Below are 18,164 nucleotides of genomic sequence, written 5' to 3' on the forward strand. Positions count from 1 at the left end.
GAACGTGATCAGTATGGAAGTTGGTGTTGCGCGGTCAGAGAATTATAACGAAGGTGATCACGATGGGGATGAGTCGGATTGCTTTGCGTTGGTCTTTCGCATCGAATCACCTTTTATTGGAAGCCTATGCGCTTGGTGCACGAGCCGGTCGAGGATTGCGACGGCGAGCGTGGGGTCTTGCAACCACGCATGCCAATGTTCAAGGGGCAACTGCGAGGTGATGATTGTCGAGCGTGAGCCCACGCGATCGTCGATCACTTCGAGCAGGTCGTTTCGCGCGCCCTGATCGAGTTCCTGCAGTCCCCAGTCGTCCAGCAATAGCACGTCAATCTTGGCGAGCTGAGCGAGACGGCGTGTGAAGCTGCCGTCGCCATGGGCGATGCGTAATTCTTCGAACAGGCGCGCGGCGCGCACGTATAACGCGGAGAACCCTTGGCGGCACGCCTGCTGCGCAAAGGCACACGCGATCCAGGTTTTACCGGCGCCGGTCGGTCCACTCAGGATGATGTTCTGGGCGTTGCGGATCCAGTCGCAACTAGCGAGCGTGGCAACGACTCGCTGGTCCAAGCCGCGGCTTTGCCGAACGTCGATGTCCTCGATACAGGCTTGTGGGTTCTTCAGCCTGGCGGCCTTCATCAGGCGTTCAAGACGGCGCGTGTCGCGCCAAGCCAGTTCGCGTTCGACGACCATGCCGAACCGGTCCTCGAACGACAAACTGGTGCTAGCGGTTAGTGCGGCTTGTTCCTCGAAGGCGCGGGCCATGCCGTCGAGTTTCAGGTTCCGAAGTTGCGAGATGGTTTGCTGCATCAACATGGTGACCTCCTTCGGTCAGTGATAATAGTCAGGCCCGCGCACGTTCTCGTGTTCGGGAGATTGCCATTCAGTGAGTTCGATCGGCATAGATGCCTGTCGGTCCAATCCGGACTTGAGGATCGATAGGACAGAGCGACGCGTGGGCGAGCCGACCACGAGGGCGCGCTGACAGGCCGCTTCAAGGCGCTCGCGCCCGTATTTGCGGGCCAGCGCTAGCAGTCCCAGACAAGCCCGGTAGCCCATTTCGGGATGCGGGCGGTTGGTCAGCAGGTGCCGGACGATTGCCTCGGTGCCGGGGCCAATAGATGCGCCCCAGTTCAGCAGGCGCCCGGGAGTCCACTCCAGGTGAGCGCGGTGAGCGACGGGCATGTGCTCGGGCAACGTCGTGTGTTTGTTGCGCAGATGGCTGCGGGCGTGAGCCGCTACCCGTTTGCCACCGTGAAGGATCTCAACGCCGAAACGGGTCAAGCGGGCATAGACTGGCTGGCGCACGAGGCTGTGCGGGGCGCTGTAGTAGTGGTGATCGACCTCAACATGGTAGTCAATGTTGACGACGCATCGCACGAAGGTCGCGATCTCGTAGCGCTGGGCGGGTAACGGCCGCAACGCCGGTTGGTCGAGCCGCTCGAACCATTCGCAGCGATTACCCTGAAGCTTCTTGAAGGGGCGTTGGTTGAGATCAGCAATGAGACCAGCGATCGCGCGGTTCAACTCGGTCAAACTAAAGAAGCGGTGGTTGCGCAGACGAGCAAGGACCCATCTCTGGACCACTTGAACTGCTACCTCGGCCTTCGCTTTATCACGCGGCTTTCTTGGCCGTGCTGGGAGCATCGCTGTCGCGTAGTGGTTCACGAATTCCTGCGCCGTGCGGCCAAGGCCCGGTTCGTATCGGTCAGGTCGCGCAATCAGTGCGCGCGGATTATCTGGGACCAGCAGACTCGGAGCTCCGCCGTAGAATTCCATGGCGCCGATAAGCCCGCCGATCCAATCGTGCGTGCCCTCCGAACGCGTCGCACAGGCATACGTATAGTTCGATGCGCCGAGTACAGCGACAAACACGTGCGCACGAAACGCAACGCCACCGCGCCCGTCGAGGATCGGCATGGTGTGCCCGGCAAAGTCGGCAAACAGCTTCTCGCCGGCGCGGTGTTGCTGGCGCATCGAACGTTTGAGCGTCTGCGCCCAGTCGCGGTAGCGCTGGCAGAACTGGGTGTAGCGGTAGGTGCGCTCGCCGAGGTGCGCCTCAACGTACTCCTCCCACAATAGTTGCAGCGTCACGTTTGCGCGCCGCAACTCGCGATGAACCAGCGCGTAGTCCAGGTCGACACGCCGGGCCTGCGAATTCTGATCGGCCGGCAGGCTCAGCTTGGCCTCGAGTTCATCGTCAGCCAGCGGTTCGACGCTCGCCCAGTCCAGATCGGCCGCGCTTGCACGCGCTGCATACGCCGATACCGCTCCCACGCTGATACCCGCGGCCCGGCTGATCTGGCGGTGCGACAAGCCGCACACCCACTTCAGCCGCAGGACTTCTTTCAATTTGCGCATGCTCATCCGATGTGCCGGCATTACCTGTCCCCTATAAAAGAGACGAGGCTAACGCCCGTCGTTGATGTCATGCGCAACACCACCGCCAGACCGAAATAGCGTTCCCGTTTCGGTCCGGTGATCACTCATTCCGGGAGCGTGATCACCTGTTTCGGCAAGATGATCAGTCGTTTCGGAAACGGGTGATCAGCGATCACCATCAACCGAAATGTCTGATCACCTTCCTCCGGATTCACTGATCACCTTCCTCCGGATTCACTGATCACGTTCAACCGGAATCCGTGATCACGTTCGCCGAAATACGCACGTTGACGTTAGTGATACTTATATTTCGTCCTGCGTTCGACTGGACCTAAGTAGCTCGCGCTTGGGCCGCGTCATGCGCGATTTTGAGTTCAATGCCGCCCGCTTGACTTACTTTCCGCAGGTCGCCGGTCGAATTTGCGCTTAATTTCCCGGGCGCCCGGGTAGGTCAGGGTTTGCGCAGCGCTTCGGCGTCAATCAGGCGCTCGGTTTCGTCCTCCCATGCCTGCATCAGCTTCTTCGCCTTCCGATAGTTAGCGGTGGCCTGCCGCAAGACGGCGGCCTTCCCGGGCGAGACTGTCCGATGGACAAGCTTGCCGTCTTTCATGTGCCCCCATTCATAGTACGGGCCGTGGCGGGCGTCGTGATTTTGGGCGCAGCGGCAGCCCGGCTTGCCGCAAACCTTCATGCGCTCCAGGAGCGTGCCGGAACACAGATAGTCGATCGCATTGAGCGTCTCGCGGATGCGCTCGATCCGCTCGCGGCCCTGCTTGATGAGTTCGCGAAATTTGCGAAAGAGCAACTCGATGGCTTCGGCAACGCGTTCGTCCGGGCCCAATAAAGAATCTTCACTTTGGAGCGGTCGCGCGTCACGAAGACGAACAGGTTGCCCGATGAAGGCTTCTGCTCAAGTAACGGCTCGACGAGATACGACGGCCCGTTGAGCCTTGCGCACGTCTACCGGGTCGCGACAGACGTAAGCGCGAACGTCCGAGGCAATCAGCACCGGCCACCTCCGAACTGTCCGAGCACGACCAAGGTCAGATCGACGCGAACAACGACGGAACTCGCGTTGATGGGGACTCTTTGAGACGAAACCGGTGCGCCGCTACGTGCGCCTACTCTCCCAGATACGCCGCCCTTACCTTCGGATCATCCAACATGGTCTTCGCGTCACCTGACATGGTGACCAGACCCGAATCCATCACGTAGCCGCGATTTGCCGCCTGCAACGCCAGCCGTGCGTTCTGCTCAACCAGCAACACCGTCAGCCCTTCGCCCGAAATTTCGCGCACCACCTCGAAGATCTTCTCGACCATGATCGGCGAGAGACCCATCGACGGTTCGTCGAGGAGCAACAGCTTCGGGCGCGACAATAGCGCACGCGCCATGGCAAGCATCTGCTGTTCACCACCCGACAACGTGCCCGCATACTGCGAGGCCCGCTCTTTCAGCCGCGGGAAGAAGCCGAACATGCGGTCGGTGTCCTTGTCGATTTCGTCCTTGTCGTTACGCAAGTACGCGCCCATCTGCATGTTTTCAAGAATCGACATGCGCGCGAAAATGCCCCGGCCTTCCGGGACCATTGCAAGGCCGCGCTTGAGCAATTCGTGCGACGGCACACCCTTGATCGACTGACCCATGTATTCAATATCGCCAGCCGAATACGCCTTCAGGCCCGTGATGGCTTTCATCGTGGTCGTCTTGCCCGCGCCGTTCGCGCCGATCAGCGTCACGAGTTCGCCCTGGCCAACTTCCAGATCTACGCCCTTGACGGCGTGAATGCCACCGTAGCTGACCTGCAGGCCCTTGATCTTCAGCATTGCGCCGTTCGTACCATTCGCGTTCGCACCATTCATCGTAGCCATCAGTGAACCCCTGCCCCGAGATAAGCCTCGATCACCTTCGGATCCTTCTGCACGTCCTGCGGCAGACCCTCGGCGATCACCTTGCCGTAATCGAGCACCGTCATCCGGTTGCACAATCCCATCACCAGTTTCACATCGTGTTCGATCAAGAGAATCGTGCGGCCATCGCCGCGAATCTTGTCGAGCAGGCGCGTGAGTTCGACCTTCTCCGTCGCGTTCATGCCGGCGGCAGGTTCATCGAGAGCGAGCAACTTCGGATCGGTGGCAAGCGCACGTGCAATTTCCAGGCGGCGCTGGTGCCCGTACGACAGGTTGCGCGACGTGTAATCCGCGTATTGCAGCACGCCCACATACTCCAGCAACTCCAGCGCACGCTCCTTGATTTCCTTCTCTTCGCGACGCTCGGACGGCGTCTGCAGCACCGCGCCGATCAGGCCATGCTTCGTTCGCACGTGGCGTCCGACCATCACGTTCTCGAGCGCCGTCATGCCGCCGAACAGACGAATGTTCTGGAAGGTACGCGCAATGCCCGCCTTCGCCACCTGATGCACGGCGGTCGGCGTGTACGGCGTACCGTCGAGCACGAACGTACCCGAGTCCGGCGTGTAGAGACCCGTGATCACGTTGAAGAACGTGGTCTTGCCTGCGCCGTTCGGGCCGATCAGGCCGTAGATTTCGCCTTCCCTGATTTCCAGGCCAACTTCAGCCAGTGCCTGCAAGCCGCCGAAGCGCTTGTTCACGCCCTTCACGGACAGTCGAATGGGTTTATCACTCATTGTGTTTTCTCCGCTCTCTCGGGGGCTCAGGCCCGCACCGGCTTCTTGCCGGCGCGCTTCGCAATTTTCGCGATCTTGTCTTCGTGCTTCGGAGACGGCCACAAGCCTTCCTGTCGGTACAACATGATCAATACCATCGCGAGCGCATACACGAGTTGGCGGATCACCTCTGTATCTACGACCTGATGGCCGAAGAGCATGTGCTGCAGCGGGCCCATGGTCGAACGCAGGAATTCCGGGAGCACGGCCAGCAGCACCGCACCAAGAATCACGCCCGGAATGTGGCCCATGCCGCCGAGCACCACGCAGGCCAGCACCACGATCGACTCGGGCAGCGTGAACGATTCCGGTGACACAAAGCCCTGGAACGTACCGAACATCGCGCCCGACAAACCGCCGAACGACGCACCCATCGCGAAGGCCAGCAGCTTCACGTTGCGGGAGTTGATACCCATCGCCTTGGCGGCGGTTTCGTCTTCGCGGATAGCCGCCCACGCACGACCGATACGTGAATGCTGCAAGCGCACGCACACGACGATCACGAAGAGCGAACACAGCACGAACAGGTAGTAATACAGGTACACGGACGGGAACGAGAACCCGAGGAACGAGTGCGTCTTCGCGAGACTGAAGCCACCCATCGACACCGGATCGACACCCGTGATTCCCTTCGGGCCATTCGTAATGTTCACCGGACGATCCAGGTTGTTCAAGAAGATTCGCACGATCTCCCCGAAGCCCAGCGTCACGATGGCAAGGTAGTCACCACGCAGACGCAAGGTCGGCGCACCAAGCAGCATCCCGAAGGTCGCGGCCACCGTCATTGCGCACGGCACGATGATCCAGATCGGCGTATGTAGGCCGCCGGGGAACAGACGCGCGATCCACTCGAACTGCGTGGTCAGCTGCGGCGAGGACAGCAACGCAGCCACGTAAGCGCCCACCGCATAAAACGCGATGTAGCCCAAGTCCAGCAGGCCGGCAAAACCCACCACCACGTTCAGGCCGAGTGCCAACATCACGTACAGCATCGCGAAGTCGAGCACGCGGACCCAGTAATTGCCGCCGGCCGCGCCGATCAGCATGGGAGCGAGGATCACCAGCGCGGTCACCAGCACCGTGACGGCGTAGTTCTTCGCGGTCTTTCTTTCAGGGATGAGCGTGGTCGACGGCTCGATCGGTTGAATTGAAGTCATGCTTGGTCTCCCCTGTTTAAGCGCGATCTGCGACACGTTCGCCGAGCAGGCCGGACGGACGGAACACCAGCACGATGATCAGCACAATGAAGGCGAACACGTCCTGGTAGTTACTGCCGAACACACCGCCAGTCAAATTGCCGATATACCCGGCGCCGAGCTGTTCGATCAGGCCGAGCAGCACGCCGCCCACCATCGCGCCGCCCAAGTTGCCGATCCCCCCCAGCACCGCCGCCGTGAACGCCTTCAACCCTGGGATGAAGCCCATGTAGAAGTGCGCGTTGCCGTATTCGGAGGCGATCATCACACCGGCGAGCGCGGCGAGCGCGGAGCCGATCATGAAGGTCGCGGAGATCACGAAGTTAGGGTTGACCCCCATCAGGCTCGCGACACCCGGATTCTCGGCAATGGCGCGCATTGCGCGGCCGAGTTTCGTCTTGTGTACGAGCAGCAGCAGACCGCCCATCACGAGGAATGCAACCACGATAATCACGATTTCCGTCATTGAAATGACGGCCCCCGGACGATCGGCAGTGGCCGTGATCACGTTGATCGGATCGGTCGGCAGCAGTTGCGGGAAGGCCAGCGGATTGCGGCCCCAGATCATCATGGCCAGCGTCTGGAGAAGAATCGATACGCCGATAGCCGTAATCAGCGGCGCAAGACGCGGCGCCTTACGCAAAGGCCGGTAAGCCACGCGTTCGATGGTGTAGCCGACCAACGCGCAAACGACTGCGGCAACCAGTAGCGCGATGACCAGCACCAGCGATAACGGCATGCCAGGGAAATGGTTTTGCATGACGCCAATGGCAGACAACGCAACCATGGCGCCGACCATCAGCACGTCCCCGTGAGCGAAGTTGATGATGCCGAGAATCCCGTACACCATCGTGTAACCCAACGCGATGATGGCGTAGACACTGCCTAACACCAGCCCGTTGAGGATCTGCTGAACAAAAATGTCCATTTCTTTACTCCGGGGGGCGGACATCGGTGCTTCAAAAAGACGTCCTTGTTAAATGTATCGACCTATCTAGTACCGGCCCGACGTGCGCAGTAGTCGTGTCGGGCTCGAGTATGAGAACACGCGCGCTGCCTTGCATGTGAAACTCGGATAAGGACGGAAACGCAATGTCGGCCTAAGGGCAAGCAAGCGTATCTGCTCCGCCAGAGTGGGATAGAGTCGAGAGACAACGCGGCCATACAACGTGACGCCGTTGGGCGCGTAGACCGCCAAGCCCAAAGCGCTAACGATTATGGTTGCCAGTGCTAACACTTTCATGCGTACATCCTTAACAAATATATATCTCGCTTTATAAGGAATCCAATATAATTTCAAGGCTCCTTCCATACAACGAACATCGGTGCAGGGATGCCACGATCCTTCCCCATCGAGCGGGGCGGCGAGCCCATTGAGATGCTTTTTCACAGATCGCATTTCACCCTCACTTCAGATAGTTCCGGTTCGATCCTGGTCAGCTCAGTTGGACGCTCGTCAGCGGCCTCTGATATTGCCCGACGTGTTAGGCTCACCTGCCTTCTGCCCACGATAACGAGTGACCAGCGTCTTCATTGACATGAGCAACCAATGCCGTCGGTCATCACCCATCACTGCTCCCTGGCCGAACTCACTCGTACGGAGAGTCTTCGGGATTCTGTTCATCTACGGGTGAATTTTCCGGAAAATTAAAATTCGGTTTTCACCCGGCCTTAGAAAGAATGAGAAAAATGGATGACACGTAGATACCGAATCACGTGTCATCCAATACCTCGCGCTGCCATCGGCGACAGCAATCACCGCGGGTGGCAACGTTCTGCATCGGTACGTCAGCAACTTCAACTACCTGAAGAATCTCGTAGTGAGAGTGAATTCCCATGTACGTCGTGGCAAGCACCCAGGATGCCTTCTACGACGTAGCAAATCAGAACTTCGTACGGATTCCTATACGTGTTAGCACCTGATTTGTGGTGGTCGACTGGCCGGCCGGCCAGCCATCGAAAATATCAGCGTAGGCCCCACCAGACGCCTTCTCGTACACGCCCATAAAATAGATATCGGTGCGCTTGCTCAACCTGTAGTCAGCCATCACGTTGAATTGGTTGTACTTCGGACGGTTGGAACTGGCCAAGTAATTGACTTTGACGGCAGTAAAGGTATATCCGGCCGACAATGTCGTAGCTGGACTCACTGCGTACTGGCCCCAGAGTTCATAATTGTCAAAAAGTACTGAACTGTTGGTGCCATTGGCAGACCCAAAGCGTGTATTCGTGTAGTCGAGCCCCAACATTGCTTTTCCGATCGCATAGGTACCGCCTACTCCGATCACCTGCATGTTCGCCGGGTTGCCGACATAGCCGAAAGGACCATTCGCACTGGGCGTGGCCTGATTGCCCACGAAATTTCCACCGGGAAACTGTGTCGCTGGATTCTTCGCCGATTCGTACACTGCTGTGAGGTAGATCGGGCCGTTGGTGTATCCCACGCCGCCCGCCACGGTGCTGTTTGCAGTCGCCGAACCGGCTTTGCCGCCGAGGGCATAAAGGGCTTCAAACTGCAGACCGCTATAATTTATGCTGTTGTACTTAATCGCATTGTTAATGAAAAAGCTATTGTCCGAGTTGTCAATGTCGCCGGCATGCGAGAAGTCTGCTCCCCAGTTGCCATTCATGGTGGTGGGCTGAAGGTAGTCCTGTATCGTATCGTACTGGCGACCCACAGTGACAGTACCAAACTTGTCGCTGGAGAGCCCTACGTAGGACAAGCGACTGAACCCCAAACCGCCGCCGCCAAGCGCGCCAGTGTTTGTGTTAAACCCGCTTTCAAGTTGGAAGATGGTTTTCAGGCCGCCGCCCAGATCTTCCGTACCTTTCACGCCCCAGCGGGAACCCTGAAGCACCCCACTTACCATTGAAACGATCGCCCCCGCCTTGCCCGCATTATTCACATAGGTGAAACCGTCATCGACGATGCCGTACAACGTGACGCTGTTTTGCGCATAGACCGGCGATGCCAAGGTGCTACCAATGGCTGCTGTTAGTATTAAGTTTTTCATATTGAGCTCGTTGATAAAACCACTATTGGTTTCTTTCTATGAGATAAGGGGAGTTGTTTTCAAAACGGCACAGCAGACTCCCATACTCACCCGATTTATCAGTCATCCTAAATGATATTGACTTGCCTCGATTGCGATTAATATTTTACTCATAGCCGATCGCCGCCAGAATCGATCGACCCTTCAACTGAATGAAGGCTGGCCAACATCCTCTCAGACCTGATTTTTCGGAATAGCCTCAGGCCATGTGACTTAAATGCAGGCTGGCCGTTGTCCAAATCAGAAAATAGGACCAGCGTGACTTAAGCTCACATTTTCAGCGCGTCGATGAGCACCTTCTTTCCGGCGCGGTACGTGTATACCGAAATAGCACCGTGCTTAAGATCCCCATGCTCGTCAAATTGCGTCTCGCCGATGACGCCGCGATAGTCGGTCAAAGGCATTGCAGTAATTATCTTGGCCGGATCAGTCGAGTTCGCGCGCCTCATCGCATCAACAACTATATTTACGGCGTCGTACGAAAATGGCGCATAAATTTGAATCGGCTCATGGAACTGAGCCTCGTATTTTTTCGCGAATGCCGCGCCGCCGGGCATCTTTTCGAGACCAAGACCCGGTTCGGAGCACACGACATTGTCAGCCGCCGCACCCGCTAGACTGGATAGTTGCTCCGTACAGGCTCCATCACCAGCGAGGATCTTGGCCTTAATACCTAATTGGCTTGCCTGCTTAGCAAATGGTCCGACCGTCGCATCCATTCCACCATACATAATTGCGTCCGGTGTCTGCCCTTTGATCTTCGTCAAAATGGCACGAAAATCAATCGTCTTATCGCTCGTGGCGTCCCTCGAAACCACGATCACGCCCAAAGTCTTCGCTTTCTTGACAAACTCGTCGGCCAATCCCTGGCCATAGGCCGTAGCATCATCGACTACTGCAACACGCTTGACCTTTAACGCGCCCGTAGCATATGTCGCCAACGCGGGGCCCTGCTGCGCGTCTGTTGCCACCACCCGGTACGTCGTTTTGAATCCTTGTAGGGTGTATTGAGGGTTCGTGGCTGATGGCGAGAGCTGCAAGATGCCAGCATCGCTGTAGATCTTTGATGCAGGGATGGACGTCCCCGAGTTGCCATGCCCGATCACCGCGACGACGTGGTCGTCTACGAGCTTTTGCGCCACCTGAGTCGCCGTGCGAGGATCATTTGCGTCGTCCTGCGAGTCGAGCAGGAGCGTCACTTTACTGCCGCCGAGTACCAGACCTTTAGAATTTATTTCATCCACCGCTAGGCGCGCGCCGTTCTCCGAATCTTTGCCGGCATGAGCGCTCCCACCCGTCAGCGGCGCAGCGAAGCCAATACGCACGACCTCATCCGCAAAGACGCTCGTGATATGCGCCGACAAGATTGCCGCTGTCATAGCAACAGACAAGGTATTTAGTTTTAACGTTTTCATGACCTCTCCATTTGAAAAAAATTGGCTAGCGAAATGCTGTTTGGTTTGCCCATCAGCTTGCAGGAACCGAAAACGTAGCTGTCTGACGAATGTGCCGGGAACGACAGGGCGAAGCCGGCGAGCGTTAAGGCCGAGCGGACAACCAACGGGCAACGTTCGAGGGCATTTTCATTTGACGTTTCCTTGAGGTTAAGCGGTTGAGGAGGACAGCCGACCTCGCGCATGAAGCTCGCACTGCGCCGCAAAGGCCTTGAACAGCAAGTCGATGTGCGTCAGATTGGCATTCGAGTCCTCCGGATGCCATTGCAGGCCTATCCCCCAAGAATCGTTGAGCTCGATACCCTCGACGATGCCGTCAGGCGCCACCGCCGAGACGATCAGGCCATCACCCAGCCGGTCGGCGGCCTGGTGATGGGCAGACTGAATGCCCATCTCTCCTTCGCCGAAAATTCCGGCGAGCTTTGTCCCTGGCAAAATCCGTACGCCGTGTTCGGTCATTGCAGAGTTATCTTCGGCGACATTGTGAATTGTGCCGACACCAACGTCCTGAATCAGTGTGCCGCCAAGCGCAACATTGAACACCTGCATCCCGCGGCAAATACCGATCACGGGCACTCGTGCAACCACGGCGCCGCGCACGAGCGAAACCTCAAATTCGTCAACACGCGGATTCGTGCCATACACACAGTTGCTTTCGATGTCCTGCCCGTATATTTGAGGATGGATATCGCAGCCACCGAGGACGATCAGGCCGTCGTACTCCTCAACGAGTTCAACTGGCAGCGCTGTGGATGAGGCCGCGTTGACGATGACGCCGGTCACACCCGCCCCTTCGAGGTGTCTCAGGGCGTTGTCCGCGAGGTCGCGGATGGCCGAATTCAACGTCGGAGGGGCAAAGTCCGAGTCGAAGGATCCTGAGACGAGGACCCGAGGCGCGTTCGCCGAACGAAAGGCGTTTTTCTGTATCATGTTGAGTATGGTGTAATCATTGATTAGGCACAAAAACTATAACATGTAGAGTTTATGACTAAAAAACTTTCCATCTCGTCGTTTACCCCAGTAAGCGGGCAGAGTGCGCCCGACGCAATCGTGCGCCGGCTCACGGACGCAATTACTTCAGGCGATCTCAGGCCGGGCGACAAGCTGCCGCGTGAGGATGAACTCGCCAAGTCTCTTGGGGTCGCGCCAATGACGTTGCGCAATGCGCTCGCGTCACTGCGTGAATTTGGGCTCGTGGTGACCACCCGTGGACGGTTTGGCGGATCATTTGTCGCAAGTGACGTTAGCGAGCGGTTGATGGAAGCGGCACGAACCAGCTCAATGACTGCACAGGAGTTACGCGACCTTACGGATTGGCGTCGGGCAATTTCTGGAGAGGCTTGCTATCTGGCGGCGGAGCGAGGAACCCCATGCGACTTCGAACTCATTCAGAGAGCAGCGGTCGAATTTCTGCGATGTGCAGCCGACCTCGGACAGCGACGGATGGCAGACGCAAGCCTGCACACCTTAATAGCCGAGGCATCGAGATCTGCCGACCTGCTGCGTGAAGAGATCCAGATTCAGGAGAAGTTGAATATTCTGATTCTTTCCCAACCAACACCGTCGCTCGCCAAGGACACGCCTTCCATGCGACATGACACACTCATTTCTGCAATTATCAGCAGGAACCCGGAAGGCGCCCGGAAAGAAATGCTTGCGCATGTGGAGTCGACATACAATTGGACCAGCAGTATGTCAAAGGCATACCGGAAGTAGAGTGCGTTTCGAATTACCGTAAAGCCTGTCTTCCGGACTTCGGTTGCGCGCCATCATCGCCTACTAACGCCCAGGATCGGCCTTCATCGAATCACATGACCGATCGTGGATATGCGCAGCATGCGACCACGACTGCCATCTCCTCACGCTCCGGCGGAAGCGTGAGGCACAGGTTTCAGTTGCCACGCGATATTCTCGAGCGGCGATCGCGTACGCGAGGCGCATTAATTTTCATTTATTTCCGAGCTGACCTTGCGCTTAAATTCAGCGGGATCAAGGTCACACAGGCTTGCCGTCCCGGCTATCTGTTCCCAATCGTAGCGCATCGGGACTGTCGCGCCCTTCGCCCAAAAAACATTTTGGTCAGCCCGATGAGCATCGTTGATTTCGCCCGACGCCCCCTGAAACACAACCCAGCGACAGTTGTTCCATTTCCCTACGTCAAAGGTCGTACGCGCCAAAGCAGAGTATTTCGTAGCAAATCCTTCGCCTGCACTATAGGTGGCGAAGATCGTATCGTTGTCCCCGCCAATCGGAGCGCATTGCATGTCAAGTTCACCTGCCGCCTCTGGGAAGACAGGCGAAAGCGGATGTTGGAGTTGTGGGGCATGCATTTCATCCCAACTGTCTCCATGCGATCGCTCGACGGCTCGCTCAAGGGCGATGTCGAACACTTCCGGCCACTTTAGCCTGCAGCGTGCTGTCCTGCGTGCAGCGAACCGGCAAACAGCGACTTGGTCCGACGTCCCATGGACGGAGCTGGTTTTAGACGGCTGTTGTCAATGAGCACTTTCCCGTCGCCGAAATAGCGCCTCCCAGCGTTTCAGGCTGTGGAGCCCAGGGCCTTCGCGATGGCGGAGCTTTCAGACACGAATTTACGCTGCGCAACCAGCCATTCGTAAAGGGTACAGTCCCAAGGCCGTCACGGCCACCGCCCACAAGCTTGCCCGTCTCATCTACTCCATGCTCACCAAGCGCGAGCAGTACACCCGAACAAGGTCAGGACTACTACGAGGAGCGCAACCGCGAACGTTTTCCGCGACAGATTTCTCAGCATGCTATGAAGCTGGTCGCTGCCGAACAACCTGAATCCGCATGAAAAGCGCATTCATGATCAGTCACTTGAAAGTGTTACTTAGGAGCGGCCTTGGTATAGCAGCATGCTTCACCTTGAAGTAGAGGGCTCAGGTCGCCATTTGATTTGCTACGCCTCGAGCCCATTGCGTCAGTCAATCGCTTGCAGATGAAAGCACTTCCGGCACATCCTTTGCAACGCTCTCGCTCAACGGCGGCCCGTTGAATCGCCGACGCAAGCCAGCAACCCACCAAAGGAGCAACAGGATAACCGAGAGTCCGATGACAAGATAGAGAACCTTTTCGTTCGGCGGCCGTACTCCCGTGAATACAAGTACAGCTCCGCCCACCACTGCGAGCACACCTACTGGACGCGAAAATGCTTTTAAATCAAATGGTCCTTTTCGAGTCCAGCGGTTTCCTTCAGCGAACACTCCGGCCGCCGTCGGCATAATGTACGAGAGGTACAGTAAGACGGCGCAACCAGTCGACAAAACCACGAAGGCGTCGCCATACAACGTTGCTGCAATTGCGAGTGCCGTCGTAACCCAAATTGCAGGTCCGGGAGTACTGGTCCGCGGATTTACGCGTCTCAGCCATTTAGAGCCTAACAAACCACCATCCCGCGCGAACGCGTACATCATCCGTGATGTTGATGTCATTGCGGCGAGTCCGCAGAGGTAGTTGATCGCGAAGATTGCAACGCCCAACATCACCTTTAACCACGTCGGCAATGGCGCCAGCAGCGCAGAGAAGAAATCGCTGCCCTGCTTAACCCCCTGCGCAACATCGGGCATCACGAGCACGAAGGTACAGATCAACAAGTAACCAAAAATGATTGACCAAATCACGGATGTCAAAATCCCCTTGGGCACGGCGCGACTCGGATTGTGTGTCTCTTCTGAAGAGTGCGCGGAAGCGTCAAAGCCGGTAATCGTGTAGACGGTCAGCAGAAGTCCCGAAAGGAAGACGCCGACACTACCAGTGCTTTTAGGCCATGGGCTTCCGTCAGCGCCGGTGAAGTTGGTAAATGTGTACAACCTTTCGATATGAAACGGATGCGGCGCAGTCCATAGAAGTGCCGCCATTAGCACAACAGTTACGGCAAAAATTAGCCAGCCAGACAAATCGGTCAGACGCATCGTTATGCGAGGAACGTATTGGTTGAGAATCGCTTGCGTGACCGTGCAAGATGCGATGAATACCGTCTGTGTACCCCAACCAAGGGATTCTGGCCTAATTCCGAATAGCGGCGCTATGAACGACTTGAAGAACGGGTCGTAGACGCCGAAATTGACCGACGCCAATACAAAGATCAACCCGATAAGGTTGAACCACGCCGTCGCCCACCCCCAGCCTTTTCCGCCCAGAATCGAGCTCCAATGATAGAGCCCACCGGCGGTGGGATACGCAGATGCGATTTGTGCCATCGCCAGGGCCACTATCACCGCAAACAGCGCGCCGATCGGCCAACCCAAGCCTACTGAAATGCCCCCAGCAGCACCAAGCGCTTGTGGGAACGCCGTAATGCCGCCAGCCAGCACACAAATGATGGCAAAGGAAATGGCAAAATTTGAAAAGCCTCCCATATGCCGCGACAATTCTTGCTTATAGCCTAGACTCGCCAAGAACTTTGCGTCTTCGTCATTCCCCTCCGCTGAGGTACCTATACGCTCCGTTGCCATCGTATTGCTCCCAAAAGTAGTCCAATCCCAAAAAGGCCGATGAGGTAACTCGGCCGAAGGCTCGCAATAAGTTCACAATCGCAGCGCAATGTGCCATCGAAAATTCTCGCCGCTGCGCGACTGACGTAAATAGCCCTATTGACGACCCCCCATGAATAGCTAATGTCGTCAGTCAAAATCCAATCCATACAATTCGTATACCTAACAATTACCCTACCGGAAATTTTCTCTGTAACGTCTCTAACCTACCGCCAACCCTTAGCGCGATACGGCCTCCGTGAATCGCTCGTACCACTCAATGACTGTCGAGGCTTTCCGCCGAGGCTCAAAGATCGTCGATGCGTTGCTACTGTCGCCGATCAGGGCCAGCGCGAAGGCGCCGGTCCCGAAAGTAATTTTTCCGTCTCCTTTCCTGTGACAGCCATGTCCATACGGCGCGGCCTGCGTGTCAACGGACGGAGGCGGTGATCGCCGAAGCGCCCCCGCAACCGAAATCCCGCACCGTGGGTCGAATTTCCGGCAAGAAATCGATAGGAATGCCAAATTGGCGACACAGTTCCTCATCCCATTCACCTGCTTCCAGATTCATGAGGAATTTCCGCGACGCCGTCGTCGCGTTCGTCACAGACGTGCAGGTCAGTCGGTCAAGGAAGTAAGTGTTTGTCGCAACATCAAATAAGTCGTTGCTTTTTGGATTTACCACAATTCCACCCTTTTAGCCGCATACAATGGCCAAACGGTATTCTTATATGCCCGAACAGTCAATTCATCAAATAGGATCACGGGAAAATACTGAGTAATTGGCACGTGCCGAAGACGCTTGACGTCCCGGTCCGGTCACGCACGATTCCGTAAAAGGCTTGCTTGGACTCGCCGCCTCCCGCTTGCATAAAGGATTACGACGAAATGAAACCCAAAGAAAGGCACGCATCAATCCTTACGCTTTTACGTGAAACTGGAAAAGTTACCGTCGACTTCTTATCCGACCATCTCGGCGCGTCTCGTGAGACAACCAGGCGCGATTTGACCGAATTGTCACTTCTCGGCCGGCTTCGTAAGTATCACGGCGGTGCCGTTTTGCTTGACCAGCCTACCGAGGGGGTTTTTCGCGCCCGTCTGCAGGAACAAGCCGACGGAAAGCGGGCGATCGCCCGCTTCGCCGCAACGCTTTTCGACCGCGACGATACTGTTTTCATCGATACCGGAACTACGACGCTAGCGTTTGCTCAAGAGCTCGCCGCCCGCCCATCAATGACTGTCGTTACTAACTCCTTGGCGATCACGCGAACGATGGCACGCAGTGGTGAGGGACATCGGGTTTTCCTGATTGGGGGGAATATCTGGAGGAGGCCTCCGAAAACGTTGGTCCGCTTGCTGTTCAGCAGATTGTCCAATTCATCGCTCGTGATGCCGTGATCACTGTCGGTGCAATCGACGCTGGTGGGGCGATGGATTACCAGCTGATGGAAGCGGAAATAGCCCGGGCTATGATCGGGCAGGCCAAGCGAATAACGGTCATCGCTGACTCAACTAAACTGAACCGTACCACCCTCTTCAGGGTATGCCACCCGACCCAGATTCATCGTTTGGTCGTGAATGCATACCCCGAGCCACATTTAGCGGAGGCGCTAACGGCCGCGGGCGTTGAAATTTTAATAGCACAAACTGACCGAAAAGCGGCCTAAAAGTCCGCCTCGGGCCTGCCGGGGCTCCGTATGCAAGTGTGTTCCATCTCCCGCCACAGAACCCCGGAACCGGCGAACGCCGGACATAACAGTGCTGAGTTCCAGAGGGTGATTGCAGCGACGGCGAAATTCAACCCACCTGCGCGGTACCGCTGGTTCTCATAGGAGCGGTCGCGAATTTCTCCAAGCCAATGAAAAAACACGGCGCGAGCGAGTGAATCGCGCGCTTCACCCTCGTTCCAACCCGATCTTTACGCGCCGGCGCAGCGATGGGTCGCGCAACCATTCCAGCATGAACAGTGATCGCTCGCGACAGCGCGACCCAATCGACGCCAAGCTCGAGACCATAGGCCAAATCATCTCAGTCTTTCGGCGACAGCGCGCGACGATCGGAATGCCGAAAACGACTTGCGTCACCAAGCTGTGCATCGATCGCCACGCGGATCGACGTCATGCGTTGCTGTCGCGTAACATCGCCTTGGCCTGGTCGATCGGCAACGATCCGTCCGACAGGTAAGTGCAGTCGAGGACCGCATTGCCAACAGTGAAGAGATCCGCACCGGCTTGGCGGATAGCGCGCACACGTTCGGGTGTTCCGACCGAGCCGGACACGATCAGGCCGCCGGGGCAGATCACTTCGCGCGCAGCGGCAATAAGTTCGAGGGGATCCGCCTGCGATGAGCGGAAAGCGAGCAAGTCGACACCGGCGCATCCTTTGTCCATGAATCGCTTGCAGTCGTCGACGATTTTTTGAACTGATCCTTCCAGTTGCACCGGGTGGCCGACCGGACGACCGGCGGCCGGAAAATACAGCGTTTCCGAACCTGCCAGCACTGCTTGGATCTCGTCGACCTGTGTCCCCCCGAGAAGCCGCCTGACACCCAGTTCCGCAGCAATTTCAGCAGACCGAATGCAAGCGGCTGGCGACTCGGAGACAACCTCCATATAGGAAGTGCCTCCCGCCTCGTGGATTGCATTCGCAAGCGCCTGCAATGTCTCACGCTCCACGCCGACATCTTTGAAACCGAAATGTCGAATCCCTGATTCTTCGAAAAGCGAAAACAACTCAAGACAGTTCACAACCGTTTGGTCGTTGCGAGTAAAAAACAGCGCGAATTCCATGTTCCATCCTTGTGGCGAATGTCAGAGCCAGATCCCCAAATGTGGATCGCGAGCGGCCTTCCGTCTTTCGGAAGCCACTCACTATTATGCCCGAACAGAATATAATTATGCCCA

General features: G+C 57.0%; 15 protein-coding genes and 3 pseudogenes. 2 read left to right on the plus strand and 16 right to left on the minus strand.

Annotation, left to right across the window (positions count from 1 at the left end; genetic code table 11):
- Positions 1–57: 57 nt before the first annotated feature.
- From istB to PQQ51_RS28410, 10 genes are all read right to left on the minus strand, one after another.
- Positions 58–813 (minus strand): IS21-like element helper ATPase IstB, encoded by a 756-nt coding sequence (istB, locus tag PQQ51_RS28365; protein WP_408500513.1) that lies wholly within the window; start codon positions 811–813, stop codon positions 58–60.
- A 15-nt stretch (positions 814–828) separates the two neighbouring features.
- Positions 829–2,379 (minus strand): IS21 family transposase, encoded by a 1,551-nt coding sequence (gene istA / locus PQQ51_RS28370; RefSeq protein WP_408500515.1) that lies wholly within the window; start codon positions 2,377–2,379, stop codon positions 829–831.
- Between the two features lie 451 nt (positions 2,380–2,830).
- Entirely contained in the window at positions 2,831–3,220 is a 390-nt protein-coding gene (locus PQQ51_RS28375) for a DUF6788 family protein (protein ID WP_408500517.1), read from the minus strand.
- A 280-nt stretch (positions 3,221–3,500) separates the two neighbouring features.
- Positions 3,501–4,205 carry an ABC transporter ATP-binding protein gene (locus PQQ51_RS28380; RefSeq protein WP_089163536.1) on the minus strand — a complete coding sequence of 235 codons (705 nt, stop codon included), beginning with the start codon at positions 4,203–4,205 and terminating at the stop codon, positions 3,501–3,503.
- Between the two features lie 44 nt (positions 4,206–4,249).
- Entirely contained in the window at positions 4,250–5,026 is a 777-nt protein-coding gene (locus PQQ51_RS28385; RefSeq protein ID WP_089163469.1) for an ABC transporter ATP-binding protein, read from the minus strand.
- Between the two features lie 26 nt (positions 5,027–5,052).
- The gene (locus PQQ51_RS28390) at positions 5,053–6,222 is read right to left on the minus strand and encodes an ABC transporter permease subunit (protein ID WP_408500520.1); all 1,170 of its coding nucleotides are present in this window, start codon (positions 6,220–6,222) and stop codon (positions 5,053–5,055) included.
- Positions 6,223–6,238: 16 nt separating this feature from the next.
- On the minus strand, positions 6,239–7,189 hold the full coding sequence (locus PQQ51_RS28395; RefSeq protein WP_408500522.1) for a branched-chain amino acid ABC transporter permease: 951 nt from the start codon (positions 7,187–7,189) through the stop codon (positions 6,239–6,241).
- A 955-nt stretch (positions 7,190–8,144) separates the two neighbouring features.
- The gene (locus PQQ51_RS28400; protein WP_408500523.1) at positions 8,145–9,275 is read right to left on the minus strand and encodes a porin; all 1,131 of its coding nucleotides are present in this window, start codon (positions 9,273–9,275) and stop codon (positions 8,145–8,147) included.
- Positions 9,276–9,583: 308 nt separating this feature from the next.
- Positions 9,584–10,693, minus strand: coding sequence for a branched-chain amino acid ABC transporter substrate-binding protein (locus PQQ51_RS28405; RefSeq protein ID WP_408500560.1), 1,110 nt, complete (start codon positions 10,691–10,693; stop codon positions 9,584–9,586).
- Positions 10,694–10,918: 225 nt separating this feature from the next.
- Positions 10,919–11,698, minus strand: a complete 780-nt coding sequence (locus PQQ51_RS28410; protein WP_408500524.1) for a gamma-glutamyl-gamma-aminobutyrate hydrolase family protein — start codon at positions 11,696–11,698, stop codon at positions 10,919–10,921.
- 54 nt (positions 11,699–11,752) lie between these two features.
- Between PQQ51_RS28410 and PQQ51_RS28415 the strand changes: the two genes are divergently transcribed.
- Positions 11,753–12,484, plus strand: a complete 732-nt coding sequence (locus PQQ51_RS28415; protein WP_408500525.1) for a FadR/GntR family transcriptional regulator — start codon at positions 11,753–11,755, stop codon at positions 12,482–12,484.
- A gap of 224 nt (positions 12,485–12,708) precedes the next feature.
- On the opposite strand, the gene PQQ51_RS28420 is transcribed toward PQQ51_RS28415, so the two are convergent.
- The 4 genes and pseudogenes from PQQ51_RS28420 to PQQ51_RS28435 all read right to left on the minus strand — a co-directional run bounded on the left by PQQ51_RS28420 (position 12,709) and on the right by PQQ51_RS28435 (position 15,946).
- Positions 12,709–13,158: a penicillin acylase family protein gene (locus tag PQQ51_RS28420; protein WP_408500526.1), complete on the minus strand. Its 450-nt coding sequence runs from the start codon at positions 13,156–13,158 to the stop codon at positions 12,709–12,711.
- Between the two features lie 17 nt (positions 13,159–13,175).
- A pseudogene (locus PQQ51_RS28425) lies at positions 13,176–13,388 on the minus strand (IS66 family transposase); the annotation flags it as partial.
- A gap of 325 nt (positions 13,389–13,713) precedes the next feature.
- Complete coding sequence (locus PQQ51_RS28430) at positions 13,714–15,243, minus strand: amino acid permease (protein ID WP_408500527.1); 1,530 nt, start codon at positions 15,241–15,243, stop codon at positions 13,714–13,716.
- 448 nt (positions 15,244–15,691) lie between these two features.
- Entirely contained in the window at positions 15,692–15,946 is a 255-nt protein-coding gene (locus PQQ51_RS28435; RefSeq protein ID WP_408500528.1) for an FGGY family carbohydrate kinase, read from the minus strand.
- A 203-nt stretch (positions 15,947–16,149) separates the two neighbouring features.
- On the opposite strand from PQQ51_RS28435, the pseudogene PQQ51_RS28440 reads away from it, so the two are divergent.
- Positions 16,150–16,928, plus strand: a pseudogene (locus PQQ51_RS28440) (DeoR/GlpR family DNA-binding transcription regulator).
- Positions 16,929–17,014: 86 nt separating this feature from the next.
- Here PQQ51_RS28440 and PQQ51_RS28445 read toward each other — a convergent pair.
- Together PQQ51_RS28445 and PQQ51_RS28450 are read right to left on the minus strand one after the other, a co-directional pair.
- Positions 17,015–17,237, minus strand: a pseudogene (locus tag PQQ51_RS28445) (Tn3 family transposase); the annotation flags it as partial.
- A gap of 141 nt (positions 17,238–17,378) precedes the next feature.
- Positions 17,379–18,050: a 4-hydroxythreonine-4-phosphate dehydrogenase gene (locus PQQ51_RS28450; protein WP_408500529.1), complete on the minus strand. Its 672-nt coding sequence runs from the start codon at positions 18,048–18,050 to the stop codon at positions 17,379–17,381.
- Positions 18,051–18,164: the final 114 nt, after the last annotated feature.

This window comes from Paraburkholderia xenovorans (assembly GCF_046030735.1).
GTDB lineage: Bacteria > Pseudomonadota > Gammaproteobacteria > Burkholderiales > Burkholderiaceae > Paraburkholderia > Paraburkholderia xenovorans_A.